This window comes from Microbispora sp. NPDC046933, from assembly GCF_040644635.1.
GTDB lineage: Bacteria > Actinomycetota > Actinomycetes > Streptosporangiales > Streptosporangiaceae > Microbispora.
In genome coordinates, this window is the sequence record NZ_JBEYWW010000014.1 from 137,182 (window position 1) to 156,528 (window position 19,347).

20 protein-coding genes are annotated in these 19,347 nt (G+C 70.7%); 4 read left to right on the forward strand and 16 right to left on the reverse strand.

Annotated features, from left to right (window positions below):
- Position 1: 1 nt before the first annotated feature.
- Genes ABZ857_RS20550 through ABZ857_RS20565 form a run of 4 tightly spaced genes read right to left on the reverse strand, consistent with a single transcriptional unit; the run spans position 2 to position 3,452 of the window.
- The gene (locus ABZ857_RS20550; protein ID WP_357045113.1) at positions 2-607 is read right to left on the reverse strand and encodes a response regulator transcription factor; all 606 of its coding nucleotides are present in this window, start codon (positions 605-607) and stop codon (positions 2-4) included.
- The gene (locus tag ABZ857_RS20555) at positions 604-1,773 is read right to left on the reverse strand and encodes a sensor histidine kinase (protein WP_357045114.1); all 1,170 of its coding nucleotides are present in this window, start codon (positions 1,771-1,773) and stop codon (positions 604-606) included. Before ABZ857_RS20555 ends, ABZ857_RS20550 begins: the two co-directional genes overlap by 4 nt.
- A gap of 54 nt (positions 1,774-1,827) precedes the next feature.
- Entirely contained in the window at positions 1,828-2,565 is a 738-nt protein-coding gene (locus ABZ857_RS20560) for an ABC transporter permease (RefSeq protein WP_357045116.1), read from the reverse strand.
- A 2-nt stretch (positions 2,566-2,567) separates the two neighbouring features.
- A complete protein-coding gene (locus tag ABZ857_RS20565) occupies positions 2,568-3,452 on the reverse strand; it encodes an ABC transporter ATP-binding protein (protein ID WP_357045118.1) in 885 nt (294 codons plus the stop codon).
- Between the two features lie 217 nt (positions 3,453-3,669).
- Between ABZ857_RS20565 and ABZ857_RS20570 the strand changes: the two genes are divergently transcribed.
- A complete protein-coding gene (locus tag ABZ857_RS20570; RefSeq protein WP_357045120.1) occupies positions 3,670-4,743 on the forward strand; it encodes a PP2C family protein-serine/threonine phosphatase in 1,074 nt (357 codons plus the stop codon).
- 117 nt (positions 4,744-4,860) lie between these two features.
- Here the strand turns inward: ABZ857_RS20570 and hisG are convergent, their stop codons facing one another.
- The 3 genes from hisG to ABZ857_RS20585 form a co-directional block, all read right to left on the reverse strand.
- Positions 4,861-5,706 (reverse strand): ATP phosphoribosyltransferase, encoded by an 846-nt coding sequence (hisG, locus tag ABZ857_RS20575; RefSeq protein WP_357045123.1) that lies wholly within the window; start codon positions 5,704-5,706, stop codon positions 4,861-4,863.
- Positions 5,707-5,767: 61 nt separating this feature from the next.
- The gene (locus ABZ857_RS20580) at positions 5,768-6,031 is read right to left on the reverse strand and encodes a phosphoribosyl-ATP diphosphatase (RefSeq protein ID WP_030507281.1); all 264 of its coding nucleotides are present in this window, start codon (positions 6,029-6,031) and stop codon (positions 5,768-5,770) included.
- Positions 6,032-6,128: 97 nt separating this feature from the next.
- Positions 6,129-7,094: an acetylxylan esterase gene (locus ABZ857_RS20585; RefSeq protein ID WP_357045125.1), complete on the reverse strand. Its 966-nt coding sequence runs from the start codon at positions 7,092-7,094 to the stop codon at positions 6,129-6,131.
- A gap of 331 nt (positions 7,095-7,425) precedes the next feature.
- On the opposite strand from ABZ857_RS20585, the gene ABZ857_RS20590 reads away from it, so the two are divergent.
- The 3 genes from ABZ857_RS20590 (at position 7,426) to ABZ857_RS20600 (ending at position 10,762) form a co-directional block, all read left to right on the forward strand.
- Positions 7,426-8,682: an extracellular solute-binding protein gene (locus tag ABZ857_RS20590; RefSeq protein WP_357045126.1), complete on the forward strand. Its 1,257-nt coding sequence runs from the start codon at positions 7,426-7,428 to the stop codon at positions 8,680-8,682.
- A 209-nt stretch (positions 8,683-8,891) separates the two neighbouring features.
- Complete coding sequence (locus tag ABZ857_RS20595) at positions 8,892-9,806, forward strand: sugar ABC transporter permease (protein ID WP_357045128.1); 915 nt, start codon at positions 8,892-8,894, stop codon at positions 9,804-9,806.
- Positions 9,806-10,762, forward strand: a complete 957-nt coding sequence (locus ABZ857_RS20600; protein ID WP_357045130.1) for a carbohydrate ABC transporter permease — start codon at positions 9,806-9,808, stop codon at positions 10,760-10,762. Before ABZ857_RS20595 ends, ABZ857_RS20600 begins: the two co-directional genes overlap by 1 nt.
- Positions 10,763-10,883: 121 nt before the next feature.
- On the opposite strand, the gene ABZ857_RS20605 is transcribed toward ABZ857_RS20600, so the two are convergent.
- The 9 genes from ABZ857_RS20605 to ABZ857_RS20645 all read right to left on the reverse strand — a co-directional run bounded on the left by ABZ857_RS20605 (position 10,884) and on the right by ABZ857_RS20645 (position 19,342).
- Positions 10,884-12,410, reverse strand: a complete 1,527-nt coding sequence (locus ABZ857_RS20605) for a DEAD/DEAH box helicase (protein ID WP_357045132.1) — start codon at positions 12,408-12,410, stop codon at positions 10,884-10,886.
- Positions 12,411-12,811: 401 nt separating this feature from the next.
- Positions 12,812-13,132, reverse strand: coding sequence for a metal-sulfur cluster assembly factor (locus tag ABZ857_RS20610; RefSeq protein WP_357045239.1), 321 nt, complete (start codon positions 13,130-13,132; stop codon positions 12,812-12,814).
- Positions 13,133-13,268: 136 nt separating this feature from the next.
- Positions 13,269-13,706: a Fe-S cluster assembly sulfur transfer protein SufU gene (sufU, locus tag ABZ857_RS20615; protein WP_357045134.1), complete on the reverse strand. Its 438-nt coding sequence runs from the start codon at positions 13,704-13,706 to the stop codon at positions 13,269-13,271.
- Between the two features lie 3 nt (positions 13,707-13,709).
- Complete coding sequence (locus tag ABZ857_RS20620; RefSeq protein ID WP_357045136.1) at positions 13,710-14,972, reverse strand: cysteine desulfurase; 1,263 nt, start codon at positions 14,970-14,972, stop codon at positions 13,710-13,712.
- Complete coding sequence (gene sufC, locus ABZ857_RS20625; protein WP_357045138.1) at positions 14,972-15,718, reverse strand: Fe-S cluster assembly ATPase SufC; 747 nt, start codon at positions 15,716-15,718, stop codon at positions 14,972-14,974. Before sufC ends, ABZ857_RS20620 begins: the two co-directional genes overlap by 1 nt.
- 6 nt (positions 15,719-15,724) lie before the next feature.
- Complete coding sequence (locus ABZ857_RS20630) at positions 15,725-16,054, reverse strand: non-heme iron oxygenase ferredoxin subunit (protein ID WP_357045140.1); 330 nt, start codon at positions 16,052-16,054, stop codon at positions 15,725-15,727.
- Positions 16,051-17,175 (reverse strand): Fe-S cluster assembly protein SufD, encoded by a 1,125-nt coding sequence (gene sufD, locus ABZ857_RS20635; RefSeq protein WP_357045142.1) that lies wholly within the window; start codon positions 17,173-17,175, stop codon positions 16,051-16,053. The genes ABZ857_RS20630 and sufD overlap by 4 nt, the downstream gene beginning before the upstream one ends.
- A complete protein-coding gene (gene sufB / locus ABZ857_RS20640; RefSeq protein WP_357045241.1) occupies positions 17,175-18,611 on the reverse strand; it encodes a Fe-S cluster assembly protein SufB in 1,437 nt (478 codons plus the stop codon). Before sufB ends, sufD begins: the two co-directional genes overlap by 1 nt.
- Positions 18,584-19,342 (reverse strand): MarR family transcriptional regulator, encoded by a 759-nt coding sequence (locus ABZ857_RS20645; protein ID WP_357045243.1) that lies wholly within the window; start codon positions 19,340-19,342, stop codon positions 18,584-18,586. Before ABZ857_RS20645 ends, sufB begins: the two co-directional genes overlap by 28 nt.
- Positions 19,343-19,347 lie beyond the last annotated feature (5 nt).

A 19,347-nucleotide genomic window follows, 5' to 3' on the forward strand; every position in this document is an offset into this window, starting at 1 on the left:
TTCAGAGCCAGCCCTGCGCCTGGGCCTTCTGGACGGCCTCGATGCGGTTGCGCGCCCCGGTCTTGTGGATGGCCGCCGACAGATAGTTGCGCACCGTGCCCTCCGACAGGTGCAGCCGCAGCGCGATGTCGTTGATCGTCGAGCCGTCCGCGGCGGCGGACAGCACGTCGCGCTCGCGAGGCGACAGCGGGTTCGGCCCGGCGCTGAGCGCGGCGGCGGCCAGCCCGGGATCGATCACGCGCTCGCCCCGCAGCACCCGCCTGATCGCGGCGGCCAGTTCGCTCGCGGGGCTGTCCTTCACCAGGAAGGCGACCGCCCCGGCCTCCATCGCGCGGCGCAGGTAGCCGGGCCTGCCGAAGGTGGTGAGGATCACCACCCGGCAGCCGGGAACGCGGCGGCGCAGCTCCTCGGCGGCGGCGATCCCGTCCCTGCCGGGCATCTCGATGTCGAGCAGCGCGATGTCCGGCCGGGTCGCCTCGGCGACGGCGATCGCCTCGTCCCCGTTCGCCGCCTCTCCGACCACCTCGATGTCGGGCTCCAGGCCGAGCAGGGAGGCGAGTGCTCCCCGCACCATGCTCTGGTCCTCCGCCAGCACGATCCTGATCACTCGCTCAACCTATCCGCGATCTTCTCCGCCGTACGGTCCGGGGGCGGCGGAACCGCGACCCGCACCCGGAACCCGCGCCTATCGGCCCCGACCTCCAGGTCCCCGCCCGCCGCGCGCACCCGCTCGCCGAGCCCGGTGAGGCCGTTGCCCGGCGCGTACGCCCCGCCGCCGCCGTTGTCGGCGATCTCCAGCACCGCGCCCTCCTCGCCGTACGACAGGTCGATCTCGCAGCGGGTGGCCCCCGAGTGCCGTACGACGTTGGTGGTGGCCTCGCGCACGGCCCAGGCGAACAGGCCGTCGAGGTCCTCGGGCAGCGGGGTGCCACGGGTGCGCACGCCGAGGACGACGTCGGCCGCGGCCAGCGCGGACCTGGCGCCGTCGATCTCCTCCGACAGGCGGCGCCGGCGGTATCCGCTGACGGCCTCGCGCACCTGGGCCAGCGCCTGCCGCGCCACCGACTCGATGTCGGCCACCTCCCCGGCCGCCTTCGGCGAGCCCTGCTCGCCCAGGCGCCGGGCCAGCTCGCTCTTCAGCACGATGAGCGAGAGGCTGTGCCCCAGCAGGTCGTGCAGGTCGCGGGCGATCCGCAGCCGCTCCTCGGTGGCGGCCAGCCTGGCCACCTCGCTCTGCGCCTGCCTGAGCTGGACGACGAGGACGCGGGTGTTGCGGACGCTCATGAACAGCACGCCGAGCGTGACGACCTGCAGCACGAGCGCCCACACCGTGCCGTCGTCGGCGCCTATGACCTTGCCGTCGGCGACGACGAGCGCGGCCATGGCCGCGACACCCAGCAGGGCGCGGCGGGGCGGCAGTCCCATGGCGTAGACGACCACCAGGTAGACCGGCAGGGTCAGCCAGGAAGGGCTCTGGAACAGCAGCGGGAAGACGGCCCCCATCGCCGTCGCGACGCCGAGCAGGGGGAACGTCCACCGGGGATGCTCGTCGAGGGCGCGCGGCCCCAGCACGACCGTCAGGTAAACGGCCACGAAGACCGCGAGCGCGCCCATCCGCCAGACCGCCCGCGCGCCGGTCACCGTGCCGTCGACCACCTCGGACACCGGGTAGAAGAGATAGATCAGGCCCAGCGACATGCCCATCAGGCGCCTCAGGCGGGAGGGGCTGTCATCCGTCCCGCCGAAGGTGAACACGTTGGCCAGCCGGCTCATCCCGGGGTCCTCCAGGTCGTGTGGCTCAGGCGCGGACCGTCGCGCTGCGTCCGATCACGCCCGCACCGTCGCGCGACGGTAGGCGACGAGGGCCAGCACCACCAGTGCCACCCCCCAGGCGAGGATGCCGGCCGCGTCGGCCGCGTGCGGGGCCTCGCCCGCCGCGATCCGCCAACCGATGCGCGCGTAATCGTACGACGGCGTCACGTGGGCGATGCTCTTCATGGCCGCGGGCATCATGCTCTCGGGGAACCAGAGCCCGCCGAGCAGGGCCAGGCCGAACATGCCGATCATCGCGACGGGCTGCGCGGTGTCGGGCGGCAGCAGGGACCCGATCGCCAGGCCCAGCGCCGCGAAGGGGATCGTGCCGGCCCACATCGCCAGGATCAGCTCCACCCACCGCGCCGGCGACAGCGACACGTCCTGGGTCAGCACCGCGGCCAGGCCGACCAGCAGCAGCGACGGCAGGACCAGCAGGAGCGAGGAGACCAGCTTCGTCAGGATGATCGCCCGGCCCGGCAGCGGGGTGATCTGGAGCTGCCGCAGCCAGCCGCTGTGCCGCTCCTGCGACCAGGGCACGGCCGTCGACATCATGGCGGCGGCCAGCGCGCCGTACGCCGCCATCGAGACCATCAGCAGGACGCTGCCCCGCAGCCCGGTCGCCTGGTCGGACTCCGACCCCCAGAGGTTGGAGTAGAGGAGGTAGAACCCGACGGGGAAGGCGACCACGAAGATGACGTAGCGCTTGTTGCGCAGCATCCGCAGCAGTTCGACCTTGATGTAGTGCCGCATGGTCAGGCCTCCTTGGTGAGGGCGAGGAAGGCGTCCTCCAGGTCGGCCCCGTGGAGCTGGAGGTCGCGGATGTCGAGGGTGGTCTTGCGATACAAGGCGGCGACGGTGGCGTCGAGGTCGGTCGTGCGCAGCGTGACCCGGCCGCCCTGGAGTTCCACGCCGGTCGTCCCCGGCAGGGCGTCGAGCCCGGCGACCGGCTGCTCGCCCAGCAGGAAGCTCACCGCCTGACCGGCGACCCCGGCCTTGATCGCGGCGGCGCTGCCGTCGGCGACGACCCGGCCGCGGGCGATCACGACGACCCGGTCGGCGTTCTCGTCGGCCTCCTCCAGGTAGTGGGTGGCGAACAGGATCGTCCGGCCCCGCGCGGCGTACGCCCGCATGTTGTCCCAGAACGTACGGCGGGACTCGACGTCCATGGCCGCGGTCGGCTCGTCCAGCAGCAGCAGCCTCGGCCCGCCCGCGATGGCCAGCGCGAACCGGACCCGCTGCGTCTGCCCGCCTGACAGGCGGTCGGCCCGCCGCCGGGTGAGCTCCGTGAGGTCGGCGAGCCGGAGGATCTCCTCCAGCGGCAGCGGACGCGGGTAGAGCCGCCGGACGAAGTCCACGGTCTCGGCCACGGTCAGCTCGGGGATCAGCGCGCCCTCCTGGAGCATCGCGCCGATCTCCCCGTTGGCGACCGCCGTCTCCGGCGGCTCGCCGAAGACCCGGATCTCGCCGGAGCTGGGCCGCAGCAGGCCGAGCAGCATGTTGATCGAGGTGGACTTCCCGGCTCCGTTCGGCCCGAGCAGGGCGACCGTGGCGCCGGCCGGGACCTCCAGGTCGAGGCCGTCGACCGCGAGCACATCTCCGTACCTCTTGGTGACGTCGGTGAAGGCGATGGCGTTCATGGGCTTCACGGTAGGAATCGGGACCCGCATGCCGTCAGTGCCCTGCCTCCGGCCTTCGCGATGACATTTGTCATGCGGCGGGCCGCTCCGCCTGCCTGCGGTCGGAGAAGACCGCCCGGGAGCGTCCGGCCCTGACTGCCGGACGGCGCCCACAGCGTGATAACCAGGAGAAATGCGCCGCATGGCGGTCTTACGAGATATCCGCCAGGTTCTCCACGTGAGCCGTGTCCTGGTGGTGATCCCGCTCGGGCTCATCGTGATCATCACGGCCGTCGACATCGCGCTTCCGCGGAGCGTTCACCTGGGGCCGCTGCTCGTCGTCGCTCCCGCGCTCACCGCGTCGTTCGCCGGCCCGTGGTGCACCGCGGTGATCGGAGCGCTGGCGTTGGCGGCCGAAGTGGTGGACGGCCTGGGACAGGGCAACCTGGGAAGCCCCGAACACCAGGTCGAGATGCTCGCCCTGCTCGCCGTATCGGCCGTCGTGGTCGTCTTCCGCGCGATCCACGAGCGGCACCGGGCCGTGCTCCACCAGGTCCGGGCGGTCTCCGAGATCACCCAGCGCGTCCTGCTGCGACCACTGCCCCGGCAGGTCGGCCCCCTGCGCATCGCCTCGATGTATCTGGCCGCGGCCGCGGAGGCGAGGATCGGCGGTGATCTGTACGCGGCCGCTCGGACGGACGACGCCACCCGTCTGCTGATCGGCGACGTACGCGGAAAGGGCCTGGCCGCGGTCGGTGACGCCGCGGCGTCGCTCTGCGCCTTCCGTGAGGCGTCACACGGCCACGCGACCCTCTCGGAGCTGATGAGGCGCATGGAGACCAGCATCTGCCAGAACCTCAACGAATACGCCGAGACCGACACGGACGCCCAGGAATGCTTCGTCACCGCGGCGGTCGTCGAGATCCCTGACGCCGAACCGGCAGTGAACGTGATCGCCTGTGGCCACCCGCCGCCACTCCTCCTCCGCGGGAACAGGGTGCTGACCCTGGAGCCGGACCAGGTCGCTCCCCCATTGGGACTCGAACAGCTGACGGCGTCCGAACCTCGGCCGGCGACATTCCCCTTCCAGCCCGGCGACGTCCTCCTGCTGTACACCGACGGCGTCATCGAGGCCCGCGACCAGACCGGCACGTTCTTCGATCTCCCCGCACGCCTGGGCGAACGGGCCGGCGAGGACATCGGCACCCTCGTCGAGCGGCTCCGCGAGCGCCTTTTCGACCACGTCGACGGCCGGCCTGACGACGACACCGTCGTGATCGCGATCGAGCGCCTGCCGACGCCGGATCCCTGAACCGTACGGCCGCCGGCCGCACCACGGCGGCCCCCAGGGCTCCCTGCCTGCCCGGTGGCGGCCGCAAGGCGCGCTACGTTCCGTCCTCGGGTGAGCGCGTCGGCGCCGCCCGGCGGGTCAGAGGCGGCAGGCGAAGATGGCGGTGACGAGGATCGCCTTGGCGCCGATCTCCCAGAGCTGGTCCATCACCTGCTGGTGGCCCTTGCGCGGGACCATCGCCCGCACGGCCACCCAGCCCTCGCGGTGGAGCGGGGAGACGGTGGGCCCCTCCATGCCGGGGGTGATGGCAATGGCCTCGTCGATGCGCTCGGCCCGGATGTCGTAGTCGATCATGACGAAGTCGCGGGCCACGATCACGCCCTGCAGGCGGCGGATGAGCTGCTGGAACCCGTTGGCCTCCGGGGCGCCGGCCCGCTTGATCAGGACGGCCTCGGAGTGCGCGATCGGCTCCCCGAAAACCTCCAGGCCGACGTTGCGCAGCGTCGTGCCGGTCTCCACCACGTCGGCGACCGCGTCGGCGACGCCGAGCCTTATCGCCGTCTCGACCGCGCCGTCGAGCTTGATCACGCGTGCGTCCACGCCCTGGTCGGCGAGGTACTTGCCGAGCAGCCCGGCGTACGAGGTGGCGATGCGCAGGCCGGACAGGCCGGAGACGCCGGAGTAGGCGCCCGGCGTGGAGGCGAAGCGGAACGTCGACCGGCCGAAGCCGAGCGGCATGACCTCCTCGGCCGGGGCGCCGGAGTCGAACAGCATGTCGCGGCCGGTGATCCCGGCGTCCAGGGTGCCCTCGCCGACGTAGACGGCGATGTCGCGCGGGCGGAGGAAGAACAGCTCGCAGGAGTTCTCGGAGTCGACGACCACGAGCTCCTTGCTGTCCCTGCGCTGGCGGTAGCCCGCCTCCTTCAGCATGATCTGGGCGGCCTCGGAGAGCGCGCCCTTGTTCGGTACGGCGATGCGCAGCATGAGCGGGAGATCCTTTCGGGCAAGAACGAGGTCGATGGACGATCTGTAGCCGCCGCGGCGGCTAAAGATGCTTGTAGACCTCGTCCAGCCCGATTCCGCGTGCCAGCATCAGGACCTGGACGTGGTAGAGCAGCTGCGAGATCTCCTCGGCCGCCCGGTCCGCCGACTCGTGCTCGGCCGCCATCCAGCTCTCCGCGGCCTCCTCCACGACCTTCTTGCCGATGGCATGGACGCCGGCGTCCAGGGCGGCCACGGTGCCGGACCCCGCGGGCCGGGTGCGCGCCTTCTCTGCCAGCTCGGCGTACAGCTCTTCGAAGGTCTTCATGGTCTCTCTCGGGTCGTGGGCCTGCGTCCAGGGTATCGGCCCCAGGGTAGTCGCGGGGGCGCGCCGCCGTGCCCCGCGTCCACCCTGCGAGATCCCCTCAGCCGAGGATCTTCCTGGCCAGCCTGAGCAGTTCGAGCGCCTGCTGCGACTCCCCGCCCTCGTGGCCGTTGAACGGCCAGACCGTGATGTCCTTGGGGCCGGCGTAGTGGTTGTAGGCCCCGAACACGGTCGAGGGCGGCGTGATGCCGTCGCGCAGGGCGACGGAGAACCGGGCGGGCGTGCGGGCCCGAGCCGCGAAGTGCAGGCCGTCGAAGTAGTCGAGGGTCGCGAAGACGTCCTCGACCCGGGTCCTGTGGATCCCGCAGAAGCGGCCCAGCTCGCCGTACGGGTCCTCATCGGTGATCTCGACGGCGCGCCGGATGTCGCACATGAACGGCACGTTGACGAACGCGTAGGCGAGGTCCGGCACGAGCGCGGCGGCGGCCAGCGCCATGCCGCCGCCCTGGCTGCCGCCGGTCACGACGACCCGCCCGGCGTCCACGAGGGGGTGCGACCTGGCCGCCTCGACCGCGCGCACGACGTCGGTGTAGAGCCGCCGGTAGTAGTAGTCGTCCCGGTCGAACACGCCCTGGGTGAGCTTGCCGGGGATCTGCGCGCCGTTGCCGCCCACGGGGTCGGGGGTGTCGCCGGAGCGCCAGGTGCCGCCCTGCCCGCGGGTGTCCATCACGAACGTCGCGTATCCGGCGGCCGGCCACAGCAGCCAGTCGTGCGGCCGGCCGCGGCCGCCGCCGTACCCGATGAACTCCACCACGCACGGTAGCGGTCCTGACGCGCCCGCGGGCGCGATGAACCACCCCTTGATCGGATGCCCGCCGAATCCCGCGAACGTCACGTCGGCCACGTCGACCAGTGCGAGGTCGGCCTCGTACGGCTCGAAGACGGGGTTCAGGTCGTGCGCGCGGGCCTCGGCCAGCGTGCGGTCCCAGAAGGCGTCGAAGTCCGCCGGCTCCCGGCGCTCGGGCAGGTACGCGCGTAACTGGTCGAGGGGCATGTCGACGAACATGGGGGGCTCCCGTGGGTGGTGGGCCTGGGGTCCTGTACGCCGCAAGGTTACACAAGTGCCTTGTTTCAGACTTCTGACCCGGTTAAGGGTCATCCGCCGGAGTCCGCCTCATCACCGACTGTGCCACCGACCTGCTGAATCGCGCCCCGGACGACGTGACGTCCGGATTGATGACATGAAACACCCTCTTGAAACTAATCCGGTTTAGTGCTGGACTCTGCACGAATTCGAAGCGTGGGAGGTGCGCCGCGCGGCATGGCCTCGCGGCGGGCCGCCTCTCGGGGGGCACGACATGTCAGTCGATCACTTTCCGTAGAGATCGGAGACGTCCATGCGACGAACGACGGCGGCCACCTGCGCCGCCCTGATCGCCGCTTTCGGCGCGGGCTGCGCGACCAGCGGCACGTCGGAGACCAAGCAGGCGGACGCGAACGCCCCCGCCACGATCACGTGGTGGTCCACCGGGGGCGACGACGAGACGGCGTCCTTCCAGAAGGCCGCCGACCTGTACACCAGGACGCACCCCAACGTGACGATCAAGGTGCAGACGCTGAGCTGGGACGACGCGTACGCGAAGCTGCTCGCGGCCTCGACCAGTCGCAGCGGGCCCGACATCATCTCCGGCGGCATGACCTGGACCATCCAGTTCGGCCTGCGTGGCGGCATGGTGGACCTGCGCAAGTACGGCATCGAGCAGCTCCAGGCCCAGGCGCAGCCCGCCCAGTGGAAGTCGGCCGTCTCCCCCGACGGCACCGTCTACGGCATCCCCCTCGACATGTCCACCGAGGCGCTCTACTACCGGACCGACCTGTTCGAGAAGGCCGGGCTCAAGGAGCCGCCCAAGACCTGGGACGAGCTGACCGCCGACATCGAGAAGCTCAAGAAGTCAGGGGTCAAGACGCCGTTCAGCATCGACTGGGGCAATCTCGACTGGATCGGCTACTTCAACTTCCTCTACCAGGCCGGCGGCAGCTTCTACACGCCGGACTGCAAGCCCTCCCTGAACACGCCGCAGGCCGAGCAGGCGCTGTCGTACTGGATCGGCCTGCACCGCGAGCACGGCGCGCCGACCGACACGGTGTCGACACCGGACGCGCTGGACGCGGGCACCGCGATGGTCTACGGCGGCAACTGGAACGCCCTCGCCATCGACACCACCAAGCCGAAGCTGAAGGACAAGTGGGCGGTCGCCCCGGTGCCGGCCGGCCCGGCGGGCCCCACGACCTTCATCGGCGGCCGGGCCGTCGGGGTCACGTCCTACAGCAAGCACATCCAGCAGGCGGCGGACTTCGTCAAGTTCCTCTACACCGACGAGGCCGTCGACGCGGTGTCGGCGGAGTCGAAGGCCCGCAACGTCGCCTACATCCCACCCCGCCCCGACAAGGTCGCCGGCTCTCCGTTCGCGCCGGAGCACTCGGCGGTGTTCGCGGAGATCATCAAGACCGGTGCGGCGGCGCCCGGATGTCCCGGCTGGGACGAGAGCGCGTCCGACGTGGCCAAGCAGCTCCAGTCCGCGATCCTCGGCAAGGCCGACGTGAAGACGGCCCTGGGCGAGGCCGCCAAGGTCATGGAGCGCAACGCCGGCTAGCCGGTGGACAGGACCGTGGCTCGCCGGTGACGCCTGACCCCTCACCGGCCGCGGCCATCCGTCTCCCGCACACGGCTTTTCCGTGCACACGGTTTTCCCGTGCACACGGTTTTCCGGTACACACCCGGCCGGTGACACCTGACCCTTCACCGGCCCGGGTCCGCCCACGGTTTCCCTCCTGATGAAGAACGACCCGAGTGGAGAACGCCATGGCAACCCACGCCGCCGCGCCCCGGCAACGATGGCGCCGCTACGGCACGTCCTATCTGATGCTGCTGCCGTTCCTCGGCCTGTTCGCCGGTTTCCTGGTCTGGCCGCTGGCCAACTCGCTCTACCTCAGCTTCACCGAGTTCGACGGGGTGAACGCCCCCGAGTTCGCCGGCCTGGAGAACTTCCGGCGCCTGCTGTTCGACGACGACCGGTTCCGGCACGCCCTCGGCAACACGTTCCTCTACGTCGTGGCGTCGGTCGGGATCGGCACGCTGCTGTCGCTCGGTCTCGCGCTGGCCTTCAGCGGATCGAGCTGGCCGCACCGCATCATGCGGACGATCTTCTTCCTGCCCTCGGTGACCTCGTCGATCGCGCTCATACTGCTCTGGAAGTGGATCTTCAATCCGGGTGATTTCGGCCTGGCCAACGCCGTCGTCTCCTGGTTCGGCGGCAGGGCCGTCGAGTGGCTGGCCACCCCCGGGCTCACGATCCCCATCCTCGTGCTCATGTCGGTCTGGGGCGGCATGGGCTACGGCATGGTCCTGTACGTCGCCGGGCTCAACACGATCCCCCAGGAGTACTACGAGGCGGCCCGCATCGACGGCGCCACCCCCTGGCAGCAGTTCCGCCGGGTGACGCTGCCGCTGCTGCGCCCGGTCACCACATACGTGGTCGTGACCGGCCTCATCGGGGCCTTCCAGGTCTTTGAAGCCGTCTACATCGTGTTCCGGGGGACCAACAACGTCGGCGGCGTGCTCGACTCGGGCCTGATGATCGTGCCCTACCTGTACGACCAGGGCTTCACCCACTTCAAGCTCGGCTACGCCTCGGCGGTCGCGTGGGTGCTCTTCCTGATCATCTTCGCGCTCAGCATGGTCAACCTCCGCATCGGCCGCGCCCTGAAGGAGCTGTGATGGCCGCCGCCCCCACGACCACGCCGGTCGCCGTGAGTCCCGCGACGGCGCCGCCGGCGACCGGCGTCGCGTCCCGCACCACCTGGCGCGGCCACCTGCTGCGGCTGCCGTTCTACCTGCTGTCGCTCACCATGATCGCGCCGTTCTACTGGATGCTGATCACGGTGTTCAAACCGGTGACGGAGATAGGCAGGCAGCCTCCGTCGTTCGTGCCCGAACACCCCACCCTGAACAACTTCTACGACCCCGGCTACTCCCCCGCCCGGGTCAACCCGGGCCACCTCCAGGGCATCTTCCAGCGGTTCCAGGTCGACTTCGGGTTCGGCCGGTTCATGTTCAACAGCCTGGTGATCACGGTCGCGATCACGGTCGGGTCGCTGCTGGTCGCCTCGCTGGCGGCGTACGTGATCACCAAGCACCGCGTGCCGGGGCGGCGGCTGATCTTCCTGGTGATCGTCGCCTCGATGATGGTGCCCTGGCAGACCACCCTGGTGCCCAACTACGTCATCATGCGCAACCTCGGCTGGCTGGACACCTACCAGGGCTACATCATCCCGGCGCTGGCCAAGGCGTTCGTGCTGTTCTTCCTGGTGCAGTTCCTCCACTCGATCCCGGACGAGCTGATCCAGGCCGCCCGGGTCGACGGGGCCGGGGAGTGGCGCATCTGGTGGCGGATCGTGCTGCCGCTGCTGCGCCCGGCCCTCGCCGCGATGTCGATCTTCGTCGTGCTCGCGGAGTGGAACAACTTCCTCTGGCCGCTGATCATCGTGCAGAGCGACGAGATGGCGAACATCCCGGTCGCGCTCGCCCGGCTCAACTCGTACTTCCCCGGCGCGCAGCACGAGGGGGCGATCATGGCGGGCGGCCTGCTCGCCTCCCTGCCGTCGATCGCCTTCTTCCTCGCCTTCCAGCGCTACTTCACCCGCGGGATCGTGCTGAGCGGCCTGAAGGGCTGAACGGCACACGCGCCGCCGGGTCGCCTGCCTTGCGAGACCGGGCGGAAGCGCCGGACGGCATGGGAGTCCTCTTCACACGCCACCGGGCCGCCCGTACGGACGGCCCGGTGACAGGGAGGACTCAGCGGCCGGTGAACCGGCGGCCGCGACCGCCTTCGCCACCGCCGTACCCGGCCTGACCGCCGGCACGGCCGCGGTGGTGACCGCCACCCCGCCCGCCGCGGGACTCGCCGCGGCCCTCGGCCCGGCCGTCGCCGGCCCACGCCCCGCGGGACCGCTCACCCTGGTCGGGCCCCCTGCGCCGGCCGTCACCCTCGCCCGGGCGGTCACCGCTGCGGGGACGGTCGCCGAAGCGCCGGGGGCGGCCATGCGGCTTGTCGTCACGCTGCCTGTCGTCGTACCCCCGCCGCAGCGGCGTGCGCACGTCGGGCTCCCATACGGGCACGGCCTCGCCGCTCGGCGTCCGGGCCCCGGCGATGTCCGCCAGGATCGGGTCGCCCGGCGCCACCCGGTGCCGCGACGCGGTGACCCCGGCCTTGCGAGTCATCGACTCGGCGGAGCGCCGCTCGCTCGGCAGCACCAGCGTCAGCACCACGCCACGCTCGCCCGCCCGGGCCGTACGGCCGCCCCGGTGCAGGTAGCTCTTGTGGTCGGCGGGCGGGTCCACGTGCAGCACCAGGCTCACGTCGTCGACGTGGATGCCGCGCGCCGCGACGTCCGTGCACACGAGCACCCCGATCTTGCCCTGGCGGAACCCGTCGAGGATGCGGGTGCGCTGGTTCTGCCGCTTGCCGCCGTGCAGGCCGCCGGCGCGGACCCCCGCCCGGGCGAGCTGTTTCACGATCCGGTCGACGCCGTGCTGCGTGCGCACGAACAGGATCGTACGGCCGTCCCGGTTGGCGATCTCCGCCGTCACGTCCACCTTGTCGTCGCGGTGCACCTGGAGCAGGTGGTGCTCCATCGTCTCGACCGGGGAGGTGGCCGGGTCCAGCGAATGGACGACCGGGTCGGTCAGGAAGCGCTGGACCAGCGTGTCCACGTCGCCGTCGAGCGTCGCCGAGAACAGCAGGCGCTGACCGCCGGCGGGCGTGCGCGCGAGCAGCGCGCTCACCACGGGGAGGAAGCCGAGGTCGCACATGTGGTCGGCCTCGTCGAGGACGGTGATCTGGACGTCGTCCAGCGCGCACGCGCCCTGCTCGATCAGGTCGGTGAGGCGGCCGGGCGTGGCGACGACGACGTCCACCCCCCGGCGCAGGTCCTCGATCTGGCGGCCCATCGGCATGCCGCCGACGACCGTCCTGGTGCGCAGCGACAGCCCCCGGCCGAGCGGCTCGAGGGCGGCGGCGACCTGCAGCGCGAGCTCGCGGGTGGGCACCAGGATGAGGGCGCGGGGCCGCCGGGGCGCCGCCTTCTCCCCCGCGATCCTGGCCAGCGTGGGCAGGCCGAAGGCGAGGGTCTTGCCGGAACCGGTCCGGCCGCGGCCGAGGACGTCGAGCCCGGCGAGGATGTCGGGGATGGCCGCACGCTGGATCGGGAACGGCGTGGTGATGCCCTGCCGGGCAAGCCCTGTCACGAGCGGTCTGGGCAGCCCCAGCACCGCGAACTCGGTGGGGGTGGTCGTGCCCTCACCGAGGTCAGAGATGGTCACGTAGTCGTGCCTTTCGGAAGAAGACGTGCCGGAACACGCGGGCGCGTCACTTCTGCGAAAGGACGAGCCAGGTCAGGCACGGCAGGCGAGCCGTGCCGATCGGGCGTCATAGGCCGGAGAATGAAGCGGCCTGCGCCCGCATGATGCCGTGAGCATGCGTCCCGCAGAAGTGGAGACCGCCGGGCGGCGGCTCCCACGGACGCCTTGCACTCACGTCACAGCAAAGAACGACTGTACGGCATTCCCGCGCCGCGCCGGCCGTCCGCGCCTCCGCATCGCCGTCGAGATGGGCACGGCTCAGACCGCGGGCAACCGGAAGCCGATGGAAAAGCCACACGTCCCGCCGCGTACGGACGCGGCGGGACGGCGCGGGCGTGTCCCGGGCGGGAAGCCGCCTCGGGTCAGACGTTGAAACCGAGCATGCGCAGCTGGTCGCGACCCTCGTCGGTGATCTTGTCCGGGCCCCACGGCGGCAGCCAGACCCAGTTGATGACCACGCTGGAGACCAGGTCGGCGAGCGCCGAGTTCGCCTGGTCCTCGATGACGTCGGTCAGCGGGCAGGCGGCGCTGGTCAGCGTCATGTCGATGGTGGCGATCGGGCGCTCGCCCTCGGCGGCCGGGTCGAGGTTGACGCCGTACACGAGGCCGAGGTCCACCACGTTGATCCCCAGCTCGGGGTCCACGACGTCCTTCAGCGCATCAAGCACGTCGTCGAGGGAAATCTCCCCGTCGTAGGTGCCGGTCGCCGCCTCGGTCGCGGTTCCCGTCGGGGTCTCGGTCGGCTTGCTCACGTCGTCTCCTCACCTCGCGGCGCCCGCGGCGCGGCGCCGTCCTTGCCAACGCGCCGAAGGCCGCCGGTCATCCCTGGCTCCTCATCAGCGCGTCCTTGTAGGCCATCCAGGCCAGCAGCGCGCACTTGACGCGGGCGGGGAACTTCGCCACACCGGCGAACGCCACCGCGTCGCCCAGCACGTCCTCGTCGGGCTCCACCTGGCCCCTGCCCTGCATGAGCCGGGTGAACTCCTCCACCACCGACAGCGACTCCTCCACCGTGGAGCCGGTGGCGAGCTCGTGCAGCACCGAGGCGGCGGCCTGGCTGATGGAACAGCCCTGACCGTCGTAGGACACGTCGAGCACCTTGCCGCCGTCGGCCACCTTCACCCGCAGCGTCACCTCATCGCCGCAGGTCGGGTTGACGTGGTGCACCTCCGCGTCGTACGGCTCGCGCAGGCCCCGCCCCTGGGGGTGCTTGTAGTGCTCCAGGATCAGCTCCTGGTACATGGATTCACCGATCATGGCTCAGCCGAACACCTTCTGCACGTGGTGGAGGCCGCGGACCAGTGCGTCGATCTCGGCCGTCGTGTTGTACAGGTAGAAAGACGCCCGCGTGGTCGCCGGAATTCCGAACCTGAGGTGGAGCGGCCGGGCGCAGTGATGACCTACCCGCACCGCGATCCCGTACACGTCGTCGAGGATCTGCCCCACGTCGTGCGGGTGGATCCCCTCCAGCGTGAACGAGATCGTGCCGCCGCGGGCGATGGGCGTGCGCGGGCCGATGATCCTGAGCCCGGGGACCTCCGGCAGCGCCTCCAGCGCGTACGCGACCAGCTCCTTCTCGTGCGCCTTGATCTGGTCCATGCCCACGGCGGTCAGGTAGTCGGCCGCCGCGCCGAGGCCGATCGCCTCGACGATGGGCGGCGTCCCCGCCTCGAACTTGTGCGGCACCGGCGCGTACGTCGAGTGGTCCATCCAGACGGCCTCGATCATCTCGCCGCCGCCGAGGAACGGCGGCATGGCGTCGAGCAGCTCGCGGCGGCCCCACAGCACGCCGATGCCGGACGGCCCGACCATCTTGTGGCCGGTGAAGGCGACGAAGTCGACGCCCAGCTCGGTCACGTCCACGGGCTGGTGGGGCACCGACTGCGACGCGTCGAGCATCATCAGCGCGCCGACCTCGCGCACGCGGGCCAGGATCGGCGAGACCGAGTTGACCGTGCCCAGCACGTTCGACTGGTGCGCGATCGAGACGATCTTCGTGCGCTCGTTGACCAGCTCCTCCAGGCCATCGACGTCGAGGCGGCCCTCGTCGGTCACCGGGAACCACCGCAGCGTCGCGCCGGTCCGCTGCGCGAGCAGCTGCCACGGCACGATGTTGGAGTGGTGCTCCATCTCCGAGATGACGATCTCGTCGCCGGGGCCCATCCGGAACCGCTCGTCCTCGCAGACCGGGTTGCCGAATGCGTACGCCACGAGGTTGAGGGCCTCGGAGGCGTTCTTGGTGAAGACGATCTCGTCGCGCGACGGGGCCTTGACGAACGCGGCGATCTTGTCGCGCGCCGCCTCGTACGCCTCGGTCGACTCGCTGCCCAGCACGTGCAGCGCCCGGCCGACGTTGCCGTAGTGCCAGGTCAGGTGATCGCGCATGGTCTCGATCACCTGGGTCGGCTTCTGGGAGGAGTTGCCGGAGTCGAGGTAGACCAGCGACCTGCCTCCGGGGAGTTCGCGGGCGAGGACCGGGAAGTCCTTCCTGATCCTCTCCACGTCGAAGCCGGGCGCACTCATCAGGCGGACGCCTTCGTGTAGGCCTCGTACCCCTCGTTCTCCAGCTTGTCGGCCAGCTCGGGGCCGCCCTCCTCGACCACGCGCCCGCCGGCGAAGACGTGGACGAAGTCCGGCTTCACATAGCGCAGGATGCGGGTGTAGTGGGTGATCAGCAGCACGCCGGTGTCACCGGAGGCGCGGAACCGGTTGATGCCCTCGGAGACGACGCGCAGGGCGTCGACGTCGAGGCCGGAGTCGGTCTCGTCCAGCACCGCGATCTTGGGCTTGAGCAGCTCCAGCTGGAGGATCTCGTGGCGCTTCTTCTCGCCGCCGGAGAAGCCCTCGTTGGTGTTGCGCTGGGCGAAGGCCGGGTCGATGGACAGCGCGTCCATGCCCGCCTTCAGCTCCTTGGCGAACTCGCGCAGCTTGGGCGCCTCGCCGCGGACCGCGGTGATCGCCGAACGGAGGAAGTTCGACACGCTGACGCCGGGAACCTCGACCGGGTACTGCATGGCCAGGAAGAGCCCGGCGCGGGCGCGCTCGTCCACCGACATCTCCAGCAGGTCCTCGCCGTCGAGCAGCACGGTGCCGGAGGTGACGGTGTACTTGGGGTGCCCCGCGACGGCGTACGCCAGCGTGGACTTGCCCGAGCCGTTCGGGCCCATGATGGCGTGGGTCTCGCCGCTGCGGACCGTCAGGTCGACGCCGCGCAGGATCTCCTTGTCGCCCACGGCGACGTGCAGGTCACGAATCTCAAGGGTGGACACTTGTATTTACTCCTTCGAGAGCGAGACGTACACGTCGTCGCCTTCGATCTTGACTCGGTAGACGTTGACGGGCCTGGTCGCGGGCGGCCCGGTGGGCTTGCCGCTGCGCAGGTCGAAGCAGGAGCCGTGCAGCCAGCACTCCAGCGTGTGGTCGTAGACCTCGCCCTCGCTGAGGCGGACCTCCGCGTGCGAGCACACGTCGTGCAGGGCGAAGACCTCTCCCCCGGTGCGGACCAGCGCGACCGGCGTGTCGCCGACCTCCAGGCCGATGACGCCGCCGTCGGGGATGTCGCCGACCTGGCAGACCTTCTCCCAGTGGGCGGTCTCGGCGCTCATCGGGCCAGCTCCGCCTCGACCGCCGACAGGACCCGCTCGCGGATCTCCGGCACCTCGATCTTCTCCAGCAACTGGGCGAAGAAGCCGTGGATGACCAGGCGGCGGGCCTCGTCGAACGGGATGCCGCGAGCCTGCAGGTAGAAGATGTGCTCGTCGTCGAGCCGGCCGGAGGCGGACGCGTGGCCGGCTCCCGCGACCTCGCCGGTGAGGATCTCCAGGTTCGGCACCGAGTCGGCGCGGGCGCCGTCGGTGAGGATGAGGTTGCGGTTCAGCTCGTAGGTGTCGGTGCCCTCGGCCTCGGCCCGGATGATCACGTCGCCGATCCAGACCGCGTGGGCGCCGTCGCCCTGCAGCGCGCCCTTGTAGGTCACGTTGCTGCGGCAGTTGGGCACGCTGTGGTCCACCAGCAGGCGGTGCTCCAGGTGCTGGCCCGCGTCCACGAAGTACAGGCCGGTCAGGTCGGCGTCGCCGCCCGGGGCGGTGTACGACACCGAGGGCGACAGCCGTACGAGGTCGCCGCCCAGGGTGACCACGAACGAGCGGAACGTCGCGTCCTTGCCGAGCCGCGCGTGGTGGTGGGAGACGTGCACGGCGTCGTCGTCCCAGTCCTGCAGGCTGACGACCTTGAGCGTCGCGCCCTCGGCCACGTCGAACTCGACGTTGTCGGCGTAGACGGCGCTGCCGCGGTGGTCCAGGACCAGCACGGCCTCGGCCATCGGCTCCACCGACACGAGGATGTGCCCGTAGGCGGCGGCGCCCGCCCCGGACCCCCGCAGCGTGATCACGGTGGGCCGGGAGGCGGCCGTCATCTTCGGCACCGTGACGACGGTGGCCTTCTCGAACGACGAGTACGCCTGCGCGCTGACCCGGTCGGCCGGCGTGTAGGCCTTGCCGAGCCGGGCGTCGTCGCGGCCGACGGTCTCGACGCGCACCTCCGGCGCGGCCTCGACGTCGACCACGACGCCGCCGGTGACGGCGGCCGTGCCGTTGTGCAGCCCCTTCAGCCGCGACAGCGGCGTGAACCGCCACTCCTCCTCGCGGCCCGTCGGCACCGGGAAGTCGGCCACGTCGTACGACGACTTCTCGTGCAGCGTCGACAGCGGCTTGGTCTCCAGGCCCATCAGCCGACCGCTCCTTCCATCTGCAGCTCGATCAGGCGGTTGAGCTCCAGGGCGTACTCCATGGGCAGCTCGCGGGCGATCGGCTCGACGAAGCCGCGCACGATCATCGCCATCGCCTCGTCCTCGCCGAGGCCCCGGCTCATCAGGTAGAAGAGCTGGTCCTCCGACACCTTGGAGACCGTCGCCTCGTGGCCCATCGACACGTCGTCCTCGCGGACGTCCACGTACGGGTAGGTGTCGGACCGGCTGATCTGGTCGACCAGCAGCGCGTCGCACTTGACGGTCGAGGCCGAGCCGGCGGCGCCCTCCTCGATCTGCACCAGGCCCCGGTAGGACGTGCGGCCGCCGCCGCGCGCCACGGACTTGGAGATGATCGTCGAGGACGTCTTGGGCGCGAGGTGCACCATCTTGGCGCCCGCGTCCTGGTGCTGGCCCTCACCGGCGAAGGCGACCGACAGCGTCTCGCCCTTGGCGTGCTCGCCCATCAGGTAGACGGCCGGGTACTTCATCGTGACCTTGGAGCCGATGTTGCCGTCGATCCACTCCATGGTCGCGCCCTCGTACGCCACGGCGCGCTTGGTGACCAGGTTGTAGACGTTGTTCGACCAGTTCTGGATCGTCGTGTAGCGGCAGCGGGCGCCCTTCTTCACGATGATCTCGACGACCGCCGAGTGGAGCGAGTCGGACGAGTAGATCGGCGCGGTGCAGCCCTCGACGTAGTGGACGTAGGAGTTCTCGTCCACGATGATCAGCGTCCGCTCGAACTGGCCCATGTTCTCGGTGTTGATCCGGAAGTAGGCCTGCAGCGGGATCTCGACGTGCACGTTCGGCGGCACGTAGATGAACGAGCCGCCCGACCACACGGCGGTGTTGAGCGCGGCGAACTTGTTGTCGCCCACCGGGATCACCGTGCCGAAGTACTCCTTGAAGAGCTCCTCGTGCTCGCGCAGGCCGGTGTCGGTGTCGACGAAGATGACGCCCTTCTCCTCGAGGTCCTCACGGATCTTGTGGTAGACGACCTCGGACTCGTACTGGGCGGCGACGCCGGCGATGAGGCGCTGCTTCTCCGCCTCCGGGATGCCGAGCTTGTCGTAGGTGTTCTTGATATCGGCGGGCAGCTCGTCCCAGGACGCGGCCTGCTTCTCCGTCGAGCGGACGAAGTACTTGATGTTGTCGAAGTCGATGCCCGTGAGGTCGGAGCCCCAGGTCGGCAGCGGCTTCTTTCCGAACAGCCGAAGGCCCTTGAGGCGCAGGTCGAGCATCCACTCCGGCTCGTTCTTGAGCGCGGAGATGTCGCGGACGACCTCTTCGGACAGCCCACGACGGGCCGTGGCGCCGGCCACGTCCGTGTCGGCCCAGCCGAACTTGTAATTCCCGAGGCCTTCCAGCTCCGGGCGGTCGGTGACAGTCACCTTCCGGACTCCTTGCTCGTCGATGTGCTCGATAGATGTGCGGCCGATAGATCGGCGATCGATGAATCGGCGGTCGATAGATCGGGACGCGCGTGCCGTGCGGCGAGCGCGGGTGAACTCACGTGGGTGGTGCAGACCCCGTCGCCGTTGGCGATCGTGGCCAGCCGCTGCACCGGCGTGCCCAGCAGCCGGGCGAAGGCCTCGGTCTCCGCCTCGCACAGCTGCGGGAACTGCGAGGCGACGTGCGCGACCGGGCAGTGGTGCTGGCACAGCTGCTCGCCGCCCTTGCCCGTCGCGGACGCCGACGCCGCGTAGCCCTCGGCGGACAGCGCCTCGGCCAGCACGCGGACCCGCTGCCCGGCGGGAACCTCGCGCATCAGCGCCTCGAGCCGGCCGACCAGCCCGGACACCTGCGCCCGCGCGAACTCCGACACCGCCTCGCCGCCCAGGCGCTCGGCCAGGAAGCGCAGCGCGCTGCCGGCGAGGTCGTCATAGGCGTGGACGAAGGCGCTGCGGCCCGCGTCGGTGATCGCGAACATCTTCGCCGGCCTGCCCCGGCCTCGCTGGCCGCGCGGGCGGGCCGTACGGGGCTCTATCATGCCCTCGGCCAGCAGCGCGTCGAGATGGCGGCGCACCGCGGCCGGTGTCAGCCCGAGCCGCTCGCCGAGCGCCGCGGCGGTCACCGGGCCGTGCTCCAGGATGAGCCGCGCCACCCTGGCGCGGGTCCCGCGCTCGGCTCCGATGTCCTTGTTCACGACGT